17 protein-coding genes are annotated in these 22,879 nt (G+C 64.1%); 16 read left to right on the top strand and 1 reads right to left on the bottom strand.

The features are described 5' to 3' along the window. Positions 1 to 27: 27 nt before the first annotated feature. Complete coding sequence (locus tag TVB01_RS07940) at positions 28 to 1,248, bottom strand: acetyl-CoA C-acetyltransferase (RefSeq protein WP_422455363.1); 1,221 nt, start codon at positions 1,246 to 1,248, stop codon at positions 28 to 30. A gap of 532 nt (positions 1,249 to 1,780) precedes the next feature. Between TVB01_RS07940 and rpoB the strand changes: the two genes are divergently transcribed. From rpoB to fusA, 16 genes are all read left to right on the top strand, one after another. After that, complete coding sequence (gene rpoB / locus TVB01_RS07935) at positions 1,781 to 5,281, top strand: DNA-directed RNA polymerase subunit beta (RefSeq protein WP_422455362.1); 3,501 nt, start codon at positions 1,781 to 1,783, stop codon at positions 5,279 to 5,281. 189 nt (positions 5,282 to 5,470) lie between these two features. Continuing rightward, on the top strand, positions 5,471 to 9,361 hold the full coding sequence (locus TVB01_RS07930; RefSeq protein ID WP_422455361.1) for a DNA-directed RNA polymerase subunit beta': 3,891 nt from the start codon (positions 5,471 to 5,473) through the stop codon (positions 9,359 to 9,361). A gap of 93 nt (positions 9,362 to 9,454) precedes the next feature. Further along, positions 9,455 to 10,249 (top strand): IclR family transcriptional regulator, encoded by a 795-nt coding sequence (locus tag TVB01_RS07925; protein WP_422455360.1) that lies wholly within the window; start codon positions 9,455 to 9,457, stop codon positions 10,247 to 10,249. Between the two features lie 183 nt (positions 10,250 to 10,432). Next, a complete protein-coding gene (locus TVB01_RS07920; RefSeq protein ID WP_422455359.1) occupies positions 10,433 to 11,629 on the top strand; it encodes a 4-hydroxybenzoate 3-monooxygenase in 1,197 nt (398 codons plus the stop codon). A 151-nt stretch (positions 11,630 to 11,780) separates the two neighbouring features. Further along, the gene (pcaH, locus tag TVB01_RS07915; protein WP_422455358.1) at positions 11,781 to 12,635 is read left to right on the top strand and encodes a protocatechuate 3,4-dioxygenase subunit beta; all 855 of its coding nucleotides are present in this window, start codon (positions 11,781 to 11,783) and stop codon (positions 12,633 to 12,635) included. Further along, a complete protein-coding gene (pcaG, locus tag TVB01_RS07910) occupies positions 12,635 to 13,198 on the top strand; it encodes a protocatechuate 3,4-dioxygenase subunit alpha (RefSeq protein WP_422455357.1) in 564 nt (187 codons plus the stop codon). Before pcaH ends, pcaG begins: the two co-directional genes overlap by 1 nt. Before the next feature lie 4 nt (positions 13,199 to 13,202). Then, positions 13,203 to 14,600: a lyase family protein gene (locus TVB01_RS07905; RefSeq protein WP_422455356.1), complete on the top strand. Its 1,398-nt coding sequence runs from the start codon at positions 13,203 to 13,205 to the stop codon at positions 14,598 to 14,600. Next, entirely contained in the window at positions 14,597 to 15,397 is an 801-nt protein-coding gene (locus tag TVB01_RS07900; protein ID WP_422455355.1) for an alpha/beta fold hydrolase, read from the top strand. The genes TVB01_RS07905 and TVB01_RS07900 overlap by 4 nt, the downstream gene beginning before the upstream one ends. A gap of 17 nt (positions 15,398 to 15,414) precedes the next feature. Then, positions 15,415 to 15,825: a 4-carboxymuconolactone decarboxylase gene (pcaC, locus tag TVB01_RS07895; protein ID WP_422455354.1), complete on the top strand. Its 411-nt coding sequence runs from the start codon at positions 15,415 to 15,417 to the stop codon at positions 15,823 to 15,825. Positions 15,826 to 15,937: 112 nt separating this feature from the next. Beyond that, positions 15,938 to 17,140 (top strand): thiolase family protein, encoded by a 1,203-nt coding sequence (locus tag TVB01_RS07890; RefSeq protein ID WP_422455413.1) that lies wholly within the window; start codon positions 15,938 to 15,940, stop codon positions 17,138 to 17,140. A 12-nt stretch (positions 17,141 to 17,152) separates the two neighbouring features. Continuing rightward, positions 17,153 to 17,836 carry a 3-oxoacid CoA-transferase subunit A gene (locus TVB01_RS07885; protein ID WP_422455353.1) on the top strand — a complete coding sequence of 228 codons (684 nt, stop codon included), beginning with the start codon at positions 17,153 to 17,155 and terminating at the stop codon, positions 17,834 to 17,836. Further along, positions 17,833 to 18,513: a 3-oxoacid CoA-transferase subunit B gene (locus TVB01_RS07880; RefSeq protein ID WP_422455352.1), complete on the top strand. Its 681-nt coding sequence runs from the start codon at positions 17,833 to 17,835 to the stop codon at positions 18,511 to 18,513. The genes TVB01_RS07885 and TVB01_RS07880 overlap by 4 nt, the downstream gene beginning before the upstream one ends. Positions 18,514 to 18,531: 18 nt before the next feature. Further along, positions 18,532 to 19,323: an IclR family transcriptional regulator domain-containing protein gene (locus TVB01_RS07875; RefSeq protein ID WP_422455351.1), complete on the top strand. Its 792-nt coding sequence runs from the start codon at positions 18,532 to 18,534 to the stop codon at positions 19,321 to 19,323. Positions 19,324 to 19,677: 354 nt separating this feature from the next. Next, positions 19,678 to 20,052, top strand: a complete 375-nt coding sequence (gene rpsL / locus TVB01_RS07870) for a 30S ribosomal protein S12 (RefSeq protein WP_055239341.1) — start codon at positions 19,678 to 19,680, stop codon at positions 20,050 to 20,052. 1 nt (position 20,053) lies between these two features. After that, a complete protein-coding gene (rpsG, locus tag TVB01_RS07865; RefSeq protein ID WP_422455350.1) occupies positions 20,054 to 20,524 on the top strand; it encodes a 30S ribosomal protein S7 in 471 nt (156 codons plus the stop codon). A 113-nt stretch (positions 20,525 to 20,637) separates the two neighbouring features. Next, complete coding sequence (fusA, locus tag TVB01_RS07860) at positions 20,638 to 22,752, top strand: elongation factor G (RefSeq protein ID WP_422455349.1); 2,115 nt, start codon at positions 20,638 to 20,640, stop codon at positions 22,750 to 22,752. Positions 22,753 to 22,879 lie beyond the last annotated feature (127 nt).

The following is a 22,879-nucleotide window of genomic DNA, read 5'->3' as shown; positions in this document are numbered from 1 at the left end:
ATTTCTCCTGGTTTCGCAGTCTCTCTCCTAGTTGCGGTACAGGAGCAGTGCCTCGCCCTGCCCGCCGCCCCCGCAGAGTCCGACGGCGGCGCGTCCGGATCCCCGCCGGTTCAGTTCATGGGCGGCATGGAGGGCCAGCCTGGCACCCGAAGCACCGATCGGATGGCCCAGCGCGATCGCCCCGCCGTGGATGTTGCAATCGGCCAGGTCGATCCCCAGTTCCTGCAGGGACTGCACCGCGACGGAACCAAAAGCCTCATTGATCTCAACGAAGTCCAGGTCTGCTGCTGTCCAGCCGGCACGTTTGAGCGCCTGCGCAATGGCGTTGGACGGCTGGGAATGCAGGCTGTTGTCCGGTCCCGCCACCTGGCCCGGCATACCCACGAAGGCCAGGATCTCCAGGCCCTGTTCCTCGGCGAAAGCGCGGGAGGCAAGGACAACAGCGGCCGCTCCGTCGGAAAGCGGTGACGAGTTGCCGGCGGTGATCGTCCCGTCGGCTGCGAAGGCCGGCCGCAGTCCGGCCAGCGTTTCCACGGTGGTGGTGGGACGTACTCCTTCATCGGCGGTGAGCACCACCGGGTCGCCCTTGCGCTGGGGAACGGAAACGGGGGCGATTTCGACGTCGAAGATGCCCGCCTCGGCCGCAGCAGCTGCCCGCTGGTGCGAAGCGGCGGCAACTTCGTCCTGGGCGGTCCGGCCGATCCCGAGGGCAGTGTTTCCCCGTTCCGTGGAAACACCCATGGACTCGTTGTCGAAGGCATCGGTGAGTCCGTCGTGTGCCACGGAATCCACCACGGACATGTTGCCGTAGTTCCAGCCCTGGCGTGAACCCGGCAGCACGTGCGGGCCGCGGGTCATGGACTCCTGGCCGCCTGCGACGACGACGGTCGCTTCCCCGGAGCGGATGAGGCGCGCCGCATCCGTAATCGCAGCGAGGCCGGAGAGGCAGACCTTGTTGATGGTTACCGTGGGTACATCCCAGCCAAGCCCTGCCTTGATGGCGGACTGACGGGCGGGGTTCTGCCCGCAGCCGGCCTGTACTACATGGCCCATGATCAGCGTGTCCACCTGGGACGGAGAGACACCTGCACGCTGCAGGGCGGCGGAGATGGCGAAGGCCCCGAGTTCGACGGCGGTAAAGGCCGCCAGCTGTCCGTTCAGGCGTCCCTGCGGAGTTCGCGCGCCGCCGACGATCACCACCTCCGGAGCGCCGTCGCTGCCGGATCCTGCAAATGCCGAAGTGCTCATGCGGACTGTCCACTTTCAGTTGGGGGAAGTACAAATTCTGCCCTTAGGCTACCTCGCCGGCCGTGGCGAGGGACACACCCGGCGCAGGCGGGATGGGGAACAGAGGAGCAGCGCGGTGTGCAGGGAAGGGCAGCGTGTGGATGAAAGCGCGCACAGCCGGCGGACTTGGGGTACGCTTGTGTGTAGCCAGCCGCATATCGGTACGCTGGCACCGCGCCCGTAGCTCCCCGCAAGGACGCAGCAGAGGAGAACCAGAGGTTCGGCGCTGCTGGAACCAGGGTAGAGCTGGCAGGGGTTTCAATTACCGGGTAGACTTCTGTGTCCCCAATGCCCTATAGTGGATATTTGCTTCCCTCTCTTAACCTTCAGCCTTCATATAGCGGTGGGCTGTGTCACGGGCCAGGCGGCATCGATAGGCGTTCCCACAAGAACTGTTCGATGCCCGGCGCCCCGCCAGGACGCACGCGGACCAGGTCCGTCAGTGCAGAGGGGGAGCGTGAAACACGCCTGAAGGTCTGTGGAAGGATCCCTCTTGGTCGCCTCGAGCACCTCTAATAACGCAACCGCTACCACTCCGGAGAACGCAGCTTCCCGGATTTCATTCGCAAAGATTCACGAACCGCTGGATGTTCCCAATCTTCTTGCACTGCAGACGGACAGCTTTGACTGGCTCGTCGGCAACGAACGCTGGAAGGAACGCCTGAGGAAGGCGCAGGAAGAAGGCGACGCCGGCTTCGCTACCACCTCCGGCCTCGCGGACATCTTCGAAGAAATCTCCCCGATTGAAGACTTCCAGGGCACCATGTCCCTGAGCTTCTCGGAGCCGGAATTCGCGGACCCGAAGTACACCATGGCCGAGTGCAAGGACCGGGACGCCACGTACTCGGCACCGCTGTACGTCAAGGCCGAGTTCATGAACAACAACACGGGCGAAATCAAGCAGCAGACCGTGTTCATGGGTGACTTCCCGCTGATGACGGAGAAGGGCACCTTCGTGATCAACGGCACCGAGCGTGTCGTCGTTTCCCAGCTGGTCCGTTCCCCGGGTGCCTACTTCGAGCGCACCGCTGACAAGACCAGTGACAAAGACATCTACACCGCGAAGATCATCCCTTCCCGCGGTGCCTGGTTTGAGCTGGAAATCGACAAGCGCGACCAGGTGGGTGTCCGCCTGGACCGCAAGCGCAAGCAGTCCGTCACCATCCTGCTGAAGGCCCTTGGCTGGACCGAAGGACAGATCCTCGAGACCTTCGGCGAGTACGACTCCATCCGCGCCACCCTGGAGAAGGACCCCACGGAGACGCAGGAAGATGCCCTGCTGGACATCTACCGCAAGCTGCGTCCGGGAGAGCCGCCCACGGTCGAAGCCGCCAAGACGCTGCTGGAGAACCTGTACTTCAACCCGAAGCGCTACGACCTTGCCAAGGTTGGCCGTTACAAGATCAACCGCAAGCTGGGCGTCGAGAAGCCCATCGGCGATTCTGATGCCTCGGTCCTGAACATCGACGACATCGTCGCGATGATCAAGTTCCTCGTGGCCCTGCACGCCGGCGAGAAGACCATCCCGGGCAAGCGCAACGGTGAAGACGTAGACATCCGCGTCGAGGTCGACGACATCGACCACTTCGGCAACCGCCGCATCCGCGCCGTGGGCGAGCTGATTGAAAACCAGATCCGCACCGGCCTTTCCCGCATGGAGCGTGTTGTCCGCGAACGGATGACCACCCAGGACGTCGAGGCAATCACGCCGCAGACCCTGATCAACATCCGTCCGGTCGTTGCCGCGATCAAGGAGTTCTTCGGAACCTCCCAGCTCTCGCAGTTCATGGACCAGAACAACCCGCTGGCAGGGCTGACGCACAAGCGCCGCCTCTCCGCGCTGGGCCCGGGCGGTCTGTCCCGTGACCGTGCAGGCATGGAAGTCCGAGACGTCCACCCCTCGCACTACGGACGTATGTGCCCCATCGAAACCCCTGAAGGCCCGAACATCGGCCTGATCGGTTCGCTGGCGTCCTACGCCCGGATCAACGCCTTCGGCTTCATTGAGACCCCGTACCGCAAGGTTGTGGACGGCGTCGTCACCGACCAGGTTGATTACCTGACCGCAGATGACGAAGTCGAGCGCACGATCGCACAGGCAAACGCCCCGCTGCGCGAAGACATGCACTTCGAAGAGGACCTCGTCCTCGTCCGTGCCCGCGGTGGATCCGGCGAGCCCGTGCTCGTTGAGCCCGAAGGCGTGGAGTACATGGACGTTTCCCCGCGCCAGATGGTGTCGGTTGCAACGGCCCTGATTCCCTTCCTCGAGCATGACGATGCCAACCGTGCCCTCATGGGTGCCAACATGCAGCGCCAGGCCGTTCCGCTGCTCCGTTCCGAGCGTCCCGTTGTGGGCACCGGCATGGAGAAGTACGCCGCGATCGACGCCGGTGACTCCGTCACCGCCGCGAAGGCCGGTGTCGTCACCGAGGTTTCGGCTGACCTGGTTACCGTCATGAACGACGACGGCACCGAGACCAGCTACCCGATCATGAAGTTCGCTCGGTCGAACCAGGGCAACGCCTACAACCAGCGCGTGACCGTCTCCGAGGGCACCCGTGTTGAGGTCAACGACGTCATCGCCGACGGCCCCTCCACGGACCAGGGCGAACTGGCACTGGGCAAGAACCTGCTCGTTGCGTTCATGTCCTGGGAAGGCCACAACTACGAAGATGCCATCATCCTCTCGCAGCGCATGGTCTCCGACGATGTCCTGACCTCGATCCACATCGAGGAGCACGAGGTTGACGCCCGCGACACCAAGCTCGGTGCCGAGGAAATCACCCGCGACATCCCGAACGTGTCCGAGGAAGTCCTCTCCCAGCTCGACGAGCGCGGCATCATCCACATCGGTGCCGAGGTTGAAGCAGGAGACATCCTGGTTGGCCGCGTAACGCCGAAGGGCGAAACGGAACTGACCCCGGAAGAGCGCCTGCTGCGCGCCATCTTCGGTGAGAAGAGCCGCGAAGTCCGCGACACGTCCCTGAAGGTTCCCCACGGCGAGTCCGGAACCGTCATTGGTGTGCGCATCTTCGACCGCGACAACGACGACGAGCTGCCCCCGGGCGTCAACCAGCTGGTCCGCGTCTACGTGGCACACAAGCGCAAGATCACGGACGGCGACAAGCTGGCCGGCCGCCACGGCAACAAGGGCGTCATCTCCAAGATCCTCCCGATCGAAGACATGCCGTTCCTGGAAGACGGAACCCCCGTCGACATCGTCCTGAACCCGCTGGGTGTTCCGGGCCGAATGAACGTCGGACAGGTCCTGGAAATCCACCTGGGCTGGGCTGCCAAGCAGGGCTGGAAGATCGAGGGAGAGCCGGACTGGGTCAAGGACCTGCCCGAGCTTCCGCGCGAAACCGGTCCCACGACTGTCGCCACCCCGGTGTTCGACGGTGCCAGCGAGGATGAAATCACCAACCTGCTGGATTCCACGAACGTCACCCGCGACGGCGACCGCCTGATCGGTGCTTCCGGAAAGGCGCGTCTGTTCGACGGCCGCTCCGGCCAGCCGTTCCCGGATCCGATTTCCGTTGGCTACATGTACATCCTGAAGCTGCACCACCTTGTCGACGACAAGATCCACGCACGCTCCACGGGTCCGTACTCCATGATCACGCAGCAGCCGCTGGGTGGTAAGGCACAGTTCGGCGGCCAGCGCTTCGGTGAAATGGAAGTCTGGGCCCTGGAAGCCTACGGTGCCGCTTACACCCTGCAGGAACTGCTCACCATCAAGTCCGATGACATCCACGGCCGCGTTAAGGTCTACGAAGCCATCGTCAAGGGTGAGAACATCCCGGAGCCCGGCGTTCCGGAATCGTTCAAGGTGCTCATCAAGGAAATGCAGTCGCTCTGCCTGAACGTGGAAGTCCTTTCCACCGAGGGCAACACGATTGAAATGCGTGACTCGGATGAAGAAGTCTTCCGGGCCGCGGAAGAGCTGGGTATTGATCTGTCCCGCGCAGAGCCGAGCTCAGTAGAAGAGGTTTAGCCGTAACTGGCCCGGCTGGGGCCGGGCGGCCCGGAACGGCGGCAACGAAATTCCTTGCTCGCAGAGCTCGCAGGAATATTAAAGCCGCCTAACCCGGACCGTCCGGCCCTGGCTGGGGACCAGTTCAGCTTTCGCTTCTTCCCGTACCCGAGACATTCAGATTTAGAGAACAAGAGAGAACAGGGACCCATGTCCAACGATTCCACGTTCGGCCTCATGCGAATCGGCCTTGCCACTGCGGACGAAATCCGCAACTGGTCATACGGCGAGGTCAAAAAGCCGGAAACCATCAACTACCGAACCCTGAAGCCGGAGAAGGACGGTCTTTTCTGCGAGAAGATCTTCGGTCCGTCCCGCGACTGGGAATGCTACTGCGGCAAGTACAAGCGTGTCCGCTTCAAGGGCATCATCTGTGAGCGCTGCGGCGTCGAAGTAACCCGTGCCAAGGTCCGCCGCGAGCGGATGGGCCACATCGAGCTCGCCGCTCCGGTTACCCACATCTGGTACTTCAAGGGTGTTCCCTCCCGCCTGGGCTACCTGCTTGACCTGGCGCCGAAGGACCTCGAAAAGGTCATCTACTTCGCTGCGTACATGATCACTGCCGTTGACGAAGAGAACCGCCACGCCGAACTGCCGAACCTGCAGGCCGAGCACGACCTGGAGCGCAAGCACCTCGTCGACCAGCGCGACTCCGACATCGCCGCCATTGCCAAGGACCTCGAGGGTGAGCTTGCCCGCCTCGAAGGTGAAGGTGCCAAGGCCGCTGACAAGAAGAAGGCCCGCGACTCCGCCGACCGCCAGATGGCCAAGGTCCGCCGCGACGCCGACAACAACATCGAACGCCTCGAGCAGGTCTGGGAGCGCTTCAAGAACCTCAAGGTCGGCGACCTCGAGGGCGACGAAGGTCTCTACCGCGAACTGCGCGACCGTTATGGCCTGTACTTCGAAGGCTCCATGGGTGCCGAAGCCATCAAGAAGCGCCTTGAAGACTTCGACATGCAGCAGGAGTCCGAGAACCTGCGCGAGATCATCCAGAACGGCAAGGGCCAGCGCAAGACGCGTGCCCTGAAGCGCCTGAAGGTTGTCAACGCGTTCCTGACCACCACGAACAGCCCCATGGGCATGGTCCTCGACGCTGTCCCGGTGATCCCGCCGGAACTGCGCCCGATGGTGCAGCTCGACGGCGGCCGTTTCGCGACGTCGGACCTCAACGACCTGTACCGCCGCGTGATCAACCGCAACAACCGCCTGAAGCGCCTGCTCGATCTCGGGGCCCCCGAGATCATCGTGAACAACGAAAAGCGCATGCTCCAGGAAGCCGTTGATTCCCTGTTCGACAACGGCCGCCGCGGCCGTCCGGTCACCGGACCGGGCAACCGCCCGCTGAAGTCGCTCTCGGACATGCTCAAGGGCAAGCAGGGCCGGTTCCGCCAGAACCTGCTCGGCAAGCGCGTTGACTACTCCGGCCGTTCCGTGATCGTGGTTGGCCCGCAGCTGAAGCTGCACCAGTGCGGCCTGCCCAAGCAGATGGCCCTGGAGCTCTTCAAGCCGTTCGTGATGAAGCGCCTGGTTGACCTCAACCACGCGCAGAACATCAAGAGCGCCAAGCGCATGGTCGAGCGTTTCCGTCCGCAGGTCTGGGATGTGCTGGAAGAGATCATCACCGAACACCCGGTGCTGCTCAACCGTGCACCCACCCTGCACCGCCTCGGCATCCAGGCCTTCGAGCCGCAGCTGGTTGAGGGCAAGGCCCTGCAGCTGCACCCGCTGGTCTGTGGCGCCTTCAACGCTGACTTCGACGGCGACCAGATGGCAGTGCACCTGCCGCTGAGCCCCGAAGCGCAGGCCGAAGCACGCATCCTGATGCTGTCCTCGAACAACATCCTGAAGCCGTCCGACGGCCGTCCGGTGACCCTGCCCTCGCAGGATATGATCATCGGCCTGCACCACCTGACCACCAAGCGTCAGGGCGCAGCCGGTGAAGGCCGTGTGTTCGCATCGCTGGCCGAGGCCATCATGGCCCACGACCTTGGCGAGCTGCACCTGAACGCTCCGGTCAAGATCCGCGTTGACGGCTTCGTCCCGAGCGCCGATCAGCCCGCTCCGGAAGGCTGGGAAGAAGGCACTCCTGCCCTCATCCCGACGTCGCTGGGCCAGGTTCTGTTCAACCAGACCCTGCCTGAGGACTACCCCTGGGTCGAGGCAGTTGCCGACAAGGGCCAGCTCTCCCAGATCGTCAACGATCTGGCCGAACGGTACCCGAAGGTCGTCACGGCGGCGACGCTGGACAACCTGAAGGACTCCGGTTTCTACTGGGCCACCCGCTCAGGCGTGACCGTTGCCATCTCGGACATCGCTGCTCCGATCGACAAGCCCGCCATCATGGAGGTTTACGAAGCACGCGCAGCCAAGGTCGAAAGCCAGTACGGCAAGGGCCTGATCGCTGAAGACGAGCGCCGCCAGGAGCTCATCGACATCTGGAACCAGGCAACCAACGAGGTTGCCAAGGCTATGCGTGACAACATGCCGATCGAGAACAACATCAACCGCATGGTGTCCTCCGGTGCACGAGGCAACTGGCTGCAGGTCCGGCAGATCGCCGGTATCCGCGGCCTGGTGGCCAACCCGAAGGGCGAGATCATCCCACGTCCGATCAAGTCTTCCTACCGTGAAGGCCTGTCGGTCCTGGAATACTTCATCGCTACCCACGGTGCCCGTAAGGGCCTGGCCGATACCGCCCTGCGTACCGCCAACTCGGGTTACCTGACCCGTCGTCTGGTGGACGTCTCGCAGGACGTCATTGTCCGCGAAGAGGACTGCGGTACCGAGCGCGGCCTGAACGTCACCATTGCTGTTCCGGATCACAACGGTGAACTGGTGCTGCACGAAGAGGTCGAGAACTCGGCGTACGCCCGTACGCTGGCCACCGACGTCACCGATGCAGAAGGCAACGTCCTGGCAAAGGGCGGCGACGACGTCGGCGACGTGCTGATCGCGAAGCTCTTCGCTGCCGGCGTCACCGACATCAAGGTCCGCTCCGTGCTGACCTGTGAGTCGGCCGTTGGAACCTGTGCACTGTGCTACGGCCGCTCCCTGGCCACGGGTAAGACCGTGGACATCGGCGAGGCCGTCGGCATCATTGCCGCACAGTCCATTGGCGAGCCCGGTACCCAGCTGACCATGCGTACCTTCCACACCGGTGGTGTTGCATCGGCGGAAGATATCACCCAGGGTCTGCCCCGTATCCAGGAGCTCTTCGAAGCACGTACCCCCAAGGGCGTTGCTCCGATCTCCGAGACGGCCGGCCGGGTCACCATCGAAGAGACCGACCGCCAGATGCGTCTGGTTGTCACTCCCGATGACGGCACCGAGGAAATCGCCTACCCGGTCCTGCGCCGTGCCCGCCTCCTGGTTGCCGACGGCGACCACGTCGAGGTTGGCCAGCAGCTGGTTGCAGGTGCAGTGGATCCCAAGCAGATCCTCCGCATCCTCGGCCCGCGCAAGGCACAGGAGTTCCTGGTGGACGAAGTCCAGCGCGTGTACCGCAGCCAGGGCGTAGGCATCCACGACAAGCACGTGGAAGTCATCGTCCGGCAGATGCTGCGCCGCGTGACCGTGATCGAATCCGGCGATTCCGACCTGCTCCCGGGTGAGCTGGCAGAACGCCGCCGGTTCGAGAGCGAGAACCGCCGCGTGGTCTCCGAAGGACGCCGTCCGGCCGCTGGCCGTCCGGAGCTGATGGGTATCACCAAGGCATCCCTGGCGACCGAGTCCTGGCTGTCCGCTGCTTCCTTCCAGGAAACCACCCGCGTCCTGACGCAGGCGGCCATGGAAGGCAAGAGCGATCCGCTGCTCGGCCTCAAGGAGAACGTCATCATCGGTAAGCTGATCCCGGCCGGAACGGGCCTGCCCCGTTACACCGAGGTCACTGTCGAGCCGACCGAAGAAGCAAAGGCCAATCTCTTCACCGGCCCGAGCGCCTTCAGCGACTTCGACTACGCCGGCGTTGACGGCGGCCTGAGCCCCGAGTTCCACGCCATCCCGCTGGATGACTACGACATGGGCAGCGAATTCCGCTAACCCGGAAGAAGCACCGAAGGGAAGGGCCCCCCCGCAAGGCGGGGGCCGTCCCCGGTTAACCGACGCGCCCCCCGCGTGTGCCAAAGTACTGGTATGGCCAATTCCCCCTCCGGTGATTCGATGGCGGAGCGAATCGTGCGGGTCATCTCGGCGTTCGACGCAGAAAACCCGTCCATGCCCGTTGCCACCCTCGCCCGGCGTGCCGGGCTCCCGCTTTCCACTGCCCACCGGCTGGCGGCGGAACTCGTGTCCCTGAAAGTCCTGCAGAAGTCGGGAACGGGCGAGCTGCGCCTGGGCCTGCGCCTCTGGGAACTGGCCAGCCGGAGTTCCTCTGCGCTGGACCTGCGCCGGGTGGCGATGCCCTTTATGGAAGACATCCAGGCCGTCATCCGCCAGCACACCCAGCTTTCGGTACTGCAGGACGACGAGGTGCTTTTCATTGAACGGCTCTCCAGCAGGGGGTCGGTGGCGAACTTCGCCAAGGTGGCGGGGCGGCTGCCGCTCCATATCTCGTCTTCCGGGATGGTCATGATGGCCCATGCGCCCCGGCACGTGCAGGAGGGATTCCTCGCCCGGCACCGGGACGACCCTGCGCCGTTTCCCGCCGCGGATGAACTGCGCCGGCAGTGGGCCGGGATCCGCAGGGAAGGATGCGCGACGCTTCCCGGCGTCGTCGATCCCGAGACCACAGGCATTGCCGTCCCCATCTTCGGACCGCAGGGTCCGGCAGTAGCGGCGCTTGGGGTAGTTGTGCCCCTTGGCAGCGAGAATACCGCTGCCACGGTGCCGGCGCTCATGACCGCGGCGCGGGGTATCTCCCGCGGACTCGGTACGGACTCCGCCGAAGCCGGCCCCCGCTACGGCAGCGGAGCAGCGGTGGGGGACTAACCCCCCCGACCGAGATGGCAGAAATGGCTCTTATGGGCGCCCAAACGGGCAGTTTCTGCCATCTCGGGGAAAGATTCTCATTGAACGGGAAAGAACTCGCGCCGATGCTGTGCCGGTACTCACACTGGACTCTAGGGTGTTCCCGCCCGCGTACGTCCAGCCTGTCCCCGAAGGAGTACTGCATTGACTGCAGCGCGCACCGTCCTCAAGACCAAAGTCGGCATTGTTGGAGGTGGCCCGGCCGGGCTTATGCTCTCCCACATGCTCGCCAAGTCGGGCATCGAGAATATTGTCGTGGAAAAGCGCGACCATGAAACCATCCGCACGACACACCGTGCCGGCATCCTGGAGCATGGCAGTGTCCGCATGCTGACGGAAGGCGGAGTCAGCGACCGGGTCCTGGTTGACGGCTACAAGCATGACGGGATCGACCTGCGCTTCGGCGGCGAAAGCCATCGCATCGACTTCGAGGACCTGGTGGGGGAGTCCGTGTGGCTCTATCCGCAGAATGAAGTCTTTGTGGACCTTGCCGCAGCCAGGGAGCGCGACGGCGGCGACGTCCGCTACGCCGTGTCCAACACCGAGGTGCTGGACCAGACAACTTCCGTGCCCAAGATCCGTTTCACGGACCAGGAGGGTTCGGACTTCGAAATCCACTGCGACATCCTCGTCGGGGCCGACGGTTCACAGGGTATCTGCAAGCGCTCCATCCCCAAGGAGCTGCGGACGGATAACTTCATTGAGTACCCGTTCGCCTGGTTTGGCATCCTCACCGAAGCGCCGCCGAGTGCCCCGGAGCTGATCTACGCCAACTCCGACCATGGATTCGCCCTGATCAGCCAGCGCAACGACAACGTGCAGCGGATGTACTTCCAGTCCGACCCCACTGAGGATCCCGAGGCCTGGAGCGAGGAGCAGATCTGGAATGAGCTGCAGCGCCGCGTGGACGGCCCGGACGGATTCGAGCTCAAACGCGGTCCGATTTTCGAGAAGACGGTCCTGAAGTTCCGCAGCTACGTCTGCGAGCCGCTGCGCTACGGGAACATGTTCCTCGCCGGTGACGCCGGGCACACTGTTCCGCCAACCGGCGCCAAAGGCCTGAACCTGGCCCTGGCTGACGTTGCGGTGCTCTTCGAGGCCATCGACTCGTTCTACGCGACGGGGAACACCCGGCTCTTGGACGGTTACAGCGAAAAGGCACTGAAGCGGGTCTGGCGCGCGCAGAACTTCTCCTATTGGATGACGTCCATGCTGCACACGCGTCCGGATGCCTCGCCGTTCGAACGCAAGCGTGCACTGGGCGAGCTGAACGGTGTCGTCTCCTCCCGCCACGGCCAGGCCTACCTTGCCGAAGCCTACACCGGCTGGCCCGGCCAGTAGCGGCAGTCCACAAGACCGCAGCGAAACAGTTGTTCACTGGGTGAACAACTGTACAGATAGTGAACACAAAGGTGTATCGTGGTGTCCAGCCACGGGATGCCGGCCCCTGCGGGACGCGAGGAAGCGTCCCGCCCTGACAGGAAGAAGGACCATGGACGAGAACACCATGGATGTGAACCGCAGCTCCGCCCCCGCGGATGATCTGTTTGCAGACCAGATTGTCGAACGGCTGGATGCAGCCGAGGCATCCCAGGACCAGATTTCCGACGAGATCCGGACAATCCACGAAGCGTACCGGAAGGGCGTGGACAACGGCGCCCCCGAGGAAACGCAGCCGCGGATCGATTTCCGCCCCTACCGCAGCTCCCTCCTGCGCCACCCGACCAAGAACCTGCACCACACCGATCCCGAGACGATTGAGCTGTGGTCCCCGGCGTTCGGACACCAGGACGTGCATGCCCTGGAATCGAACCTGACCATCCAGCACAACGGCGAACCCCTGGGTGAGCGCATCATCGTCCGCGGCCGGGTGCTCGACGGCGACGGACGTCCGGTCCGCAACCAGCTGATCGAGGTCTGGCAGGCCAACTCGGCCGGGCGCTACATCCACAAGCGGGACCAGCACCCCGCTCCGATCGACCCGAACTTTACCGGCGTCGGACGGGCCATCACCGGCGACGACGGCTCCTACGAGTTCATCACGATCAAGCCCGGCCCCTACCCGTGGAAGAACCACTTCAACGCCTGGCGGCCGGCCCACATCCACTTCTCCCTGTTCGGGACGGATTTCACCCAGCGGATGATCACCCAGATGTACTTCCCGGGTGATCCGCTCTTCGCCCTGGATCCGATCTACCAGTCGATCACCGACCAGAAGGCCCGGGACCGTCTGGTGGCTTCGTATGATCACAACATCACCTCGCACGAGTGGGCCACCGGCTACAACTGGGACATCGTGCTCACCGGCAGCAACCGCACCTGGATGGAAGAAGAGGACGCAGAATAATGAGCGAGAAACTCGTCGCCACCCCCGGCCAGACCATTGGCCCGTTCTACGGCTACGCCCTTCCCTTCGAAAAGGGCGGTGAACTGCTGGCTCCCGGACTGCCCGGCGCCATCCGGCTGCAGGGAACGGTCCGTGACGGAGCCGGTGACCCCATTCCCGACGCCCTGCTGGAAATCTGGCAGGCGGACGCGGACGGCAGCATTCCACAGAAGACGGGTTCGCTGGTCCGCGACGGCTACACCTTCACCGGGTGGGGCCGCGTCCCCGTGGACAACACCGGCAATTACACCTTCACCACTGTGAACCCGGGACCGACTGAGGAGGGCGCAGCGCCGTTCATCTCCTTCGTCGTCTTCGCACGCGGCCTGCTGAACAAGCTCCATACCCGGATGTACCTGCCGGAGGACGAAGCAGCACTGGCCAAGGATCCGCTGCTGTCTTCCCTGTCCGAAGACAGGCGCCGGACCCTGATCGCCACACGCGAAGCTGACGGCGGACTGCGCTGGGACATCACGCTGCAGGGCGAGAACGAGACCGTCTTCCTCGCCTTCCCGGGAGCTTAATCCATTGGGTTCCGCGGAAACTGCCGACTACGGCCTGCTGTCTCCGGCATGGGCAGGCACCCGCGCCGCAGCACTGACTTCTGACGAGGCGCTGCTGCAGGCCATGCTCGACGTCGAACTCGAGTGGCTGCAGGTGCTTGCTTCCGCGGGCCTGATCGATTCCCGGGTGCCCGACGCCGTTGCTCCCGCCTGCCAGGCTTCGCGGTACGACGCCGCGGACCTGGCGGCGCGTGCGCAGGGCGGCGGCAACCCCGTGATTCCGCTCCTTGCGGACCTCCGGGCGATCGTCCGGGAGGAAGCGCCCTGGGCCGTGGGTCCGATCCACAAGGCCGCCACCAGCCAGGACATCCTGGACACGGCCCTGATGCTGATGTCATCGCGTGCGCTCAAGACCGTGCTCGATGACGTCCACAACGCCGAAGCGTCCCTGGGGGGCCTGGCCCGGCAGCATGCCGGAACCGTCAGCGTCGCCAGAACCCTGACCCAGCATTCCCTGCCTTCCACGTTCGGCCTCAAAGCGGCCCAGTGGCTGCACGGCGTGGGGCAGGCCGGAGCCGCACTCGAAGCCGTAGCTGCCGCTCTGCCGCTGCAGTGGGGCGGTGCCTCCGGAACCATGGCGGCGCTGACCACCGCAGCGCAGCAGGGACAGGCCCAGCCCCTGGAGCTGGCGGCAGACCTGGCCGCACGCCTGGGCCTGGCCCATCCGCTGGCACCATGGCAGACCAACCGGCTGCCCGTCACGGCGCTCGGCTCCGGGCTCGCCGATTTGCTGGCGGCAGCGGGCAAGATCTCCAACGATGTCCTGCTGCTGAGCCGGCCCGAAATCGGCGAGGTCAGCGAACCGCGCGAAGCCGGCCGCGGCGGCTCGTCCGCCATGCCGCAGAAACAGAATCCCGTCCTTTCCGTGCTGATCCGCAGCGCTGCCCTTGCCGCACCAGGCTACGCGGCCATGCTGCACGCCGCGGCCGCTGCGGCAGACGACGAACGTCCTGGCGGATCCTGGCATGTCGAGTGGCAGGCACTGCGCCAGCTCCTGCGCCTGGCCGGGGGAGCGGCTGCCAAACTCGCGGAGCTGGCAGCCGGGCTGAGCGTCAACAGCGACGCCGTCGCCCGCAACCTCGCCCTTGCCGGTCCGCTGGTCGTCAGCGAAAAGGTGATGGCACGCGTCGCGCCCCTGCTGGAGGACGGCGTTCCCGGCCAGGGCAAAAAGCGCGTCCAGGACCTGGTGTCGCTCTCGCTCGCCGGTGGGAACTTCGCGGCGCTGCTGCGCGCGGAGGTGCCGGAAAGCGACCTCAGCGACCAGGACATTGCGCAGCTGCTGGACCCGGCCAACTACCTCGGCCAGTCCGACGCCCTGATTGAACGAATTGTCTCGGCCTACCCCGGAAGGACACGCCCGTGAGCGTCCCGCAGATCAAAGCAACCCAGCTCTCCAATGCCGGCCCCGAAGCACCCGTGCTCATTGCCGGACCGTCGCTGGGCACCTCCGGCACGGCGCTGTGGAGCAGCACGGCTGCCCTGCTGGACGGATTCACCGTGATCGCCTGGGACCTGCCCGGGCACGGCAACAGTCCCGCCGCAGCCGAAGGCTTCTCCCTCCCGGACCTGGCCGAAGCAGTGGCCGGCCTGGTCAAGGCGGCAACAGCTGCCGGAGACATCTCCGAAACCCAGGACCTGTACTACGCCGGTGTATCGCTCGGCGGGGCGGTCGGCCTGCAGCTCGGCCTGGACTTCCCCATGCTGTTTACCTCTCTGGCGATCCTGTGTTCCGGTGCCAAGATCGGTGACGCCGAAGGCTGGGAAGCCCGTGCCGAAACGGTTCGGACCCAGGGCACTCCGGCAGTGCTCATTTCCTCCGCCCAGCGCTGGTTCGCGGAGGGCTTCATTGAACGCGAAAAAGGTGCATCGGCAGCCCTGCTGCACTCCCTTCAGGACGCAGACCGGTTCTCGTACGCGTTCTGCTGCCAGGCACTGGCAGGCTTCGATGTCCGGGAACGCCTAGCGGAGATCGCAGTCCCCGTACTGGCCGTAGCCGGCTCCGAGGACGTCGTGACACCAGCTGCGTTCGCGGAACTGATCGCAGCCGGCGTGCCGCAGGGCAGGGCCGCCGTCGTGCCCGGTGCCGCGCACCTGGTGCCGGCCGAACAGCCTGCCGCCACAGCCGAACTGCTGGGCAGTTTCTTCCGCCCCGCCAACTAACCAAGGAAAACATCACCGTGAACGAGTTCAGCGAGAAGACACAGCAGGAAATCTACGACGAGGGCATGGCCGTCCGCCGCCAGGTCCTCGGGGATGCGCACGTCGACCGTGCCAACGCTGCCAAGGACGATTTCACCGGCGACTTCCAGGACATGATCACACGCTACGCGTGGGGGACCATCTGGACCCGTCCCGGTCTGCCGCGAACCATGCGCAGCGCCATCACGCTGACAGCGCTGATCGCGCACGGGCACATGGAAGAGTTCGCCATGCACATCCGTGCGGCGCTGCGGAACGGCCTGTCCAAGGAAGAGATCAAGGAGATCATCCTGCAGTCGGCTATCTACTGCAGCGTGCCGTCCGCGAATTCCGCCTTCAAGGTTGCCCAGGGCGTATTCGCTGAGCTGGACGGGTCTTCGGCTTCCTAGCAGCTCTGGAAAAACACCCGAATCTGGGATAAATTCGCATCTTGTACGAATGTTCGGTGAACGAACACACGCTCACCGCCGCGCCGCGGTGCAGCCAGTCAAAGGAGCCATGGTGAACCAGGCCTACATTTACGACGCAGTCCGGACCCCGTTCGGCCGCTTCGGCGGAGCTCTGGCTTCCGTGCGGCCCGACGACCTCGCAGCACAGGTGATCCGCGCAGCCGTCTCGAGGGCACCCGGGCTTGACCCGGAACGAATTGACGAAGTCGTTTTCGGCAACGCGAACGGCGCCGGTGAAGAGAACCGCAACGTGGCACGCATGGCCACGCTGCTTTCCGGCCTTCCCGTCTCGATTCCCGGTACTACCGTGAACCGCCTGTGCGGATCATCCCTGGACGCGGCAATGATCGCGTCCCGGCAGATCAACACCGGAGAAGCCGACCTGATGCTGGTGGGCGGCGTCGAATCCATGAGCCGCGCGCCCTGGGTCCTGCCGAAGAACGAAAAGCCGTACCCCGCCGGTGACCAGACCCTGGCCTCGACCACCCTCGGCTGGCGCCTGGTCAACCCGGAAATGCCGAAGGAATGGACCGTGTCGCTCGGGGAAGCCACGGAACAGCTCCGGGAAAAGTACGGCATTACCCGCGAACGCCAGGATGCCTTCGCCGCAGCCTCCCACGAGCGCGCCGCCCAGGCTTGGGACGAAGGACGCTACGACAACCTCACCGTCCGGGTCGACGGTGTGGACCTGGCCCGGGATGAGAGCATCCGCGCCGGCTCCACCGTGGAAAAACTGGCGACCCTGAAGACTGTCTTCCGCCCGGCGTCGGACTCACCCTCCGGCGGCACGGTGACCGCGGGCAACGCTTCTCCGCTGAACGACGGCGCCTCCGCCGCCTGGATCGGCAGCGACGCAGCCTCGGAAATCCTGGGCATGGAGCCCCTGGCCCGGATCGCCGGCCGCGGCGCCGCAGCAAATGAACCGCAGTTCTTCGGCTACGCACCGGTCGAAGCTGCCAATAACGCGCTGAAGCGTGCCGGCATTAGCTGGGGCGATGTTGCCGCCGTCGAGCTCAACGAAGCCTTCGCCGCCCAGTCCCTGGCGTGCATGGACGCCTGGGACATCGACCCGGCGATCGTCAACGCGTGGGGCGGCGCCGTTTCAATCGGGCATCCGCTGGGCGCGTCCGGCACCCGGATCCTGGGCACCCTCGCCCGCCGCCTGGAGGCCTCCGGCGAACGCTGGGGCGTCGCCGCCATCTGCATCGGCGTCGGCCAGGGCCTCGCCGTCGTACTCGAAAACACCAAAGCCTAACCAGGGAGAACCGTGCTGAACATACTGCAGGACGCCGACGCAGCCGTCGCGCCGATCCATGACGGAGCAACTGTCATGATTGGCGGGTTCGGCAAGGCCGGCCAGCCCGTGGAACTCATCGAGGCACTGCTGCGCCAGGGTGCCAAGGATCTGACGGTCGTCAACAACAACGCAGGCAACGGCGAAGAGGGCCTTGCCGCCCTGATCGGTGCCGGGCGGGTCAAGAAGATCATCTGCTCGTTCCCCCGCCAGTCCGATTCGCAGATCTTCGACGCCAAGTACCGCGCCGGGGAAATCGAACTCGAACTGGTGCCGCAGGGCAACCTTGCCGAGCGCATTCGTGCCGCAGGTGCCGGCATCGGCGGATTCTTTACCCCCACCGCCTACGGCACCCCGCTGGCCGATGGCAAGGAAACCCGCATGATTGACGGCCGCGGCTATGTCTTCGAGACACCGCTGCACGCTGACTTCGCGCTCGTGAAGGCGCTGAAGGCTGACCGTGCCGGCAACCTGGTCTACCGCAAGACTGCCCGGAACTTCGGTCCGATCATGGCTGCGGCAGCGAAGAACGCCATTGTCCAGGTCCGCGAGATCGTGGACATCGGCCAGATCGATCCCGAGGTCGTCGTGACGCCGGGGATCTACGTCAACTCCCTGGTCCAGGTATCCCGCGAGAAAGCACCGGCAGCAGCATGAGCGAAAAGGCAGTGAACACCACCGTGAGCGAAAAACTGGACCGCTACCAGCTGGCTGAACTGGTTGCCGGGGACATTGCACCCGGTTCCTTTGTGAACCTGGGTATTGGACAGCCCACGCTGGTTTCGAATTACCTCAAGCCGGAACAGGCCGTCACACTGCACACCGAGAACGGCATGCTGGGCATGGGTCCGGAAGCACAGGGAGATGAGATCGACGGCGACTTGATCAACGCCGGCAAGATCCCCGTGACCGAGCTGCCCGGCGCTTCTTACTTCCACCACGCCGATTCATTCGCCATCATGCGCGGCGGACACCTGGACGTGTGCGTCCTCGGTGCTTTCCAGGTTTCCGCCACGGGTGACCTGGCGAACTGGCACACCGGAGCACCGGACGCGATTCCTGCCGTTGGCGGTGCCATGGACCTGGCTACGGGTGCCAAGGACGTGTACGTCATGATGTCGCTGTTCACCCGCGAAGGGGTCAGCAAGCTGGTTGCCGAATGCTCCTACCCTCTGACCGGTGTTGGATGCGTTACCCGCGTCTACACTAATGAAGCGGTATTCCTCCTGAAGGAGGACGGCGTCCATGTTCGCGAAACCTACGGAATCAGCTTCGAGGAGCTGGCCGCCAAGGTGGACGTACCGCTTATTGCGCCGTCTGCCGGCGCAGCCTAAAACAGCAACGGGGGACCCATGAGCGAAACGATCGCGGCCAGTGACCAGTACGTCCAGTCACTGGCCCGTGGCTTGTCCGTGATCCGGGCGTTCGACGCCGAGAACGTACAGATGACGCTCAGCGATGTCTCCCGCCGCACCGGACTCACCCGGGCTACCGCCCGCAGGTTCCTGCTGACCCTGGTGGAACTTGGCTACGTCCGCACCGACGGACGCAACTTCGAACTCACGGCGCTGGTGCTGCAGCTGGGGTATTCCTACCTTTCAGGCCAGACCCTGCCGCAGCTGGCCCAGCCGCTGCTGGAAGACCTGTCACGTGAAATCCATGAATCGACGTCGGCCTCCATCCTGGACGGCAACGAAATCGTGTACGTGGCACGGATCCATACCCGCCGCCTAATGACCGTGGGCATCGCAGTCGGAACCCGGTTCCCCGCCTACGCGACGTCGATGGGGAGGGTGCTGCTGGCCGGCCTGCCGCAGGAACGGCTGGACGCGTACCTGGCGGAGGTCGAACTTCGGCCCCTGACTGAACGGACCCTGACTACCGAAGCTGAGCTTCGCGCCGAAGTGCAGCGGGTCCGGGAGCAGGGGTGGGCCGTAGTGGACCAGGAGCTGGAGCGCGGCCTGCGGTCGGTGGCGGTGCCGATCTTCAGCCCTGCCGGCGAAGTTGCCGCTGCACTGAATACCTCAATGCAGGCGACGCTGGGCCTGGACGGGCCTACACTGGAGGAAGCAGCGGCTTCAGTGCTGCCGCATCTGCAGGAGGCATCCCGCAAGATCACCCAGGCCCTCGCGGCCAGGAGCTGACCTCGGGTATCCCTCGCCTGGCAGGCGGTTTCGTCGGCCGGATGCGCGCGGTTAAGGCGGACGGGGAAGTCTGCTAGACTATTAACAATTGTTTGTGTGGCAGTGGATGAAGGCCGCTCGCATGTTCTCCGGGTTCAACTCCGAAGTGCGGGTGGGGGCCTGTTTCCGGGTTGCAGGGTTCTTGTGCAACGAATGCCACACTTTTGCACGCCTACGGTCGCTTCGGATCAACGGAACGTCTCGGGGGTGCTGCGGCAACAACTTTGAAAAGCCTCGCCCGCGGACTGCCTGACAGCGGCGGCCGGGCGACAGCAAACCAGAGAATTTTTCTCGAGATAAACGGAGAACTGATAAGTGCCTACGATTCAGCAGCTGGTCCGCAAGGGCCGCTCACCCAAGGTCTCCAAGACCAAGGCTCCTGCCCTTAAGGGCAGCCCGATGCGCCGTGGTGTCTGCACCCGTGTCTACACCACCACCCCGAAGAAGCCGAACTCGGCTCTGCGCAAGGTAGCCCGTGTCCGCCTCAACGGCGGCGTGGAAGTTACCGCTTACATCCCCGGTGTAGGCCACAACCTGCAGGAACACTCCATCGTGCTCGTTCGCGGTGGTCGTGTTAAGGACCTGCCCGGTGTCCGTTACAAGATCGTTCGCGGCGCACTGGACACCCAGGGTGTCAAGAACCGCAAGCAGGCTCGCAGCCGCTACGGCGCGAAGATGGAGAAGAAGTAATATGCCCCGCAAGGGTCCGGCCCCCAAGCGGCCGCTCGCAGTCGATCCCGTTTACGGCTCCCCGCTCGTCACGCAGCTGATCAACAAGGTCCTCGTTGACGGCAAGAAGTCCACCGCCGAGCGCATTGTTTACGGTGCACTCGCCGGAGCCCAGGAAAAGTCCGGACAGGATCCGGTCGCTGCCCTGAAGAAGGCAATGGACAACATCAAGCCGAGCCTTGAGGTCAAGTCCCGCCGCGTCGGCGGCGCAACCTACCAGGTGCCGGTTGAGGTCAAGCCGGGCCGTGCAACCGCCCTGGCGCTGCGCTGGCTCGTTGGCTACTCCAAGGCCCGCCGCGAAAAGACGATGACCGAGCGCCTGCGCAACGAAATCCTGGACGCCTCCAATGGTCTTGGTGCTGCTGTGAAGCGTCGCGAAGACACCCACAAGATGGCCGAGTCCAACAAGGCCTTCGCCCACTACCGCTGGTAATTAGCACCACCCATATCTTTTCAGCCCAGGCCCTGCGGCCCGCTCCGGCGGGCCTCGGGGCCGAAGGCCGAATTGATGACCGGCGGGGCCAGAACCAAAACTAGGGAGTAACCGTGGCACTGGACGTGCTTACCGACCTCAACAAGGTCCGCAACATCGGCATCATGGCGCACATTGATGCCGGCAAGACCACTACTACCGAGCGCATCCTGTTCTACACCGGTGTCAACCACAAGATTGGCGAGACGCACGACGGCGCCTCGACCATGGACTGGATGGCACAGGAGCAGGAGCGGGGTATCACCATTACCTCCGCAGCTACCACGTGCTACTGGGACAACAACCAGATCAACATCATCGACACGCCGGGTCACGTTGACTTCACTGTCGAAGTTGAGCGTTCCCTGCGCGTGCTCGACGGCGCCGTTGCTGTCTTCGACGGCAAGGAAGGCGTGGAGCCGCAGTCCGAGACTGTTTGGCGCCAGGCCGACAAGTACAACGTTCCGCGTATCTGCTTCGTCAACAAGATGGACAAGCTGGGCGCTGACTTCTACTTCACCGTAGACACGATCATCAACCGCCTCGGTGCCAAGCCGCTGGTCCTCCAGCTGCCGATCGGCTCCGAAAGCGAATTCGAAGGCGTCGTTGACCTCATCGAAATGCGTGCCCTCACCTGGCGCGGCGATGCCAAGGGTGACGTCACCATGGGCGCAAAGTACGAAGTTGAGCCGATCCCCGCAGACCTGCAGGAAAAGGCCGAAGAGTACCGCGCGAAGCTCGTGGAGACTGTGGCTGAAGCCAGCGATGAGCTGATGGACAAGTACCTCGAAGGTGAAGAGCTCACCGTTGAGGAACTGAAGGCCGGCATCCGCAAGATGACCGTCAACTCCGAGATCTACCCGGTGCTGTGCGGCTCCGCGTTCAAGAACCGCGGCGTCCAGCCGATGCTTGACGCTGTTGTCGCCTACCTGCCCAGCCCCCTCGATGTCCCGAACATCAAGGGTCACGACATCCGCGACGAAGAGGTTGTCCTCGAGCGTGCCGCTGATGCCGATGCGCCGTTCTCGGCACTGGCATTCAAGGTTGTGACGCACCCGTTCTTCGGTCGTCTGACCTACATCCGCGTTTACTCCGGCAAGGCTGCTTCCGGTGCCCAGGTCATGAACTCGACCAAGCAGAAGAAGGAGCGCATCGGAAAGCTCTTCCAGATGCACGCCAACAAGGAGAACCCGGTGGATGAAATCACCACCGGCCACATCTACGCGGCTATCGGCCTGAAGGATACGACCACGGGCGACACCCTGTGCGACCTTCAGAACCCGATCGTGCTGGAATCGATGAGCTTCCCGGAGCCCGTTATCTCCGTGGCCATCGAGCCGAAGACCAAGGGTGACCAGGAGAAGCTCTCCACGGCCATCCAGAAGCTCTCCGAAGAGGATCCGACCTTCCAGGTCTCCCTCGACGAAGACACCGGCCAGACGATCATCGCCGGCATGGGCGAGCTTCACCTGGACATCCTGGTGGACCGCATGCGCCGCGAGTTCAAGGTTGAGGCCAACGTGGGCAAGCCCCAGGTTGCCTACCGCGAGACCATTCGCCGTACGGTCGAGCGCTACGACTACACGCACAAGAAGCAGACGGGTGGCTCCGGCCAGTTCGCAAAGATCCAGATTGCCATCGAGCCGCTGGATACTGCCGAAGGTGCGCTGTACGAGTTCGACAACAAGGTCACCGGTGGCCGTGTTCCGCGCGAGTACATTCCCTCCGTCGACCAGGGCATCCAGAGCGCCCTTACCGACGGTATCCTCGCCGGCTACCCGGTGGTTGGCATCAAGGCAACGCTTATTGACGGCGCTTACCACGATGTTGACTCCTCCGAAATGGCGTTCAAGATCGCCGGCCGCCAGGCTTTCAAGGAAGCTGCGCGGATGGCCAGCCCGGTTCTTCTGGAACCGATCATGGATGTCGAAGTCCGCACCCCTGAGGAATACATGGGTGAAGTCATCGGTGACATCAACTCGCGCCGCGGGCAGATGCAGTCGATGGAAGACGCCAGCGGCGTGAAGGTCATTCGTGCCCTCGTTCCGCTGTCCGGCATGTTCGGGTACATCGGCGACCTGCGGTCCAAGACCCAGGGCCGCGCCGTTTACTCGATGCAGTTCAACAGCTACGCAGAGGTCCCGAAGGCAGTAGCCGACGAGATCATCCAGAAGACGCGCGGCGAGTAAGACCCTGGCCGGTGTTCCGGTTTTATCGGAACACCGGCTGTGCGCGGCCCGGGTCTGAAGGATTTCCATCCTGAAGACCCAGGCTGCGCGGCCAGACTGAGCGGAACCTGCCAAGGACCGCGGCACA

This window comes from Arthrobacter sp. 7Tela_A1 (genome assembly GCF_049311065.1).
Classification (GTDB): Bacteria; Actinomycetota; Actinomycetes; order Actinomycetales; family Micrococcaceae; genus Arthrobacter_B.
Note: the sequence above shows the minus strand (reverse complement) of the source record. Positions and strands in the feature narration are given on the sequence as shown.

Coding starts and splice junctions, on each gene's coding strand:
- TVB01_RS07940 (WP_422455363.1), bottom strand. CDS start 1,248: ATGAGCACTTCGGCATTTGCAGGATCCGGCAGCGACGGCGCTCCGGAG.
- TVB01_RS07930 (WP_422455361.1), top strand. CDS start 5,471: ATGTCCAACGATTCCACGTTCGGCCTCATGCGAATCGGCCTTGCCACT.
- TVB01_RS07925 (WP_422455360.1), top strand. CDS start 9,455: ATGGCCAATTCCCCCTCCGGTGATTCGATGGCGGAGCGAATCGTGCGG.
- pcaH (WP_422455358.1), top strand. CDS start 11,781: ATGGACGAGAACACCATGGATGTGAACCGCAGCTCCGCCCCCGCGGAT.
- pcaG (WP_422455357.1), top strand. CDS start 12,635: ATGAGCGAGAAACTCGTCGCCACCCCCGGCCAGACCATTGGCCCGTTC.
- TVB01_RS07880 (WP_422455352.1), top strand. CDS start 17,833: ATGAGCGAAAAGGCAGTGAACACCACCGTGAGCGAAAAACTGGACCGC.
- TVB01_RS07875 (WP_422455351.1), top strand. CDS start 18,532: ATGAGCGAAACGATCGCGGCCAGTGACCAGTACGTCCAGTCACTGGCC.
- rpsG (WP_422455350.1), top strand. CDS start 20,054: ATGCCCCGCAAGGGTCCGGCCCCCAAGCGGCCGCTCGCAGTCGATCCC.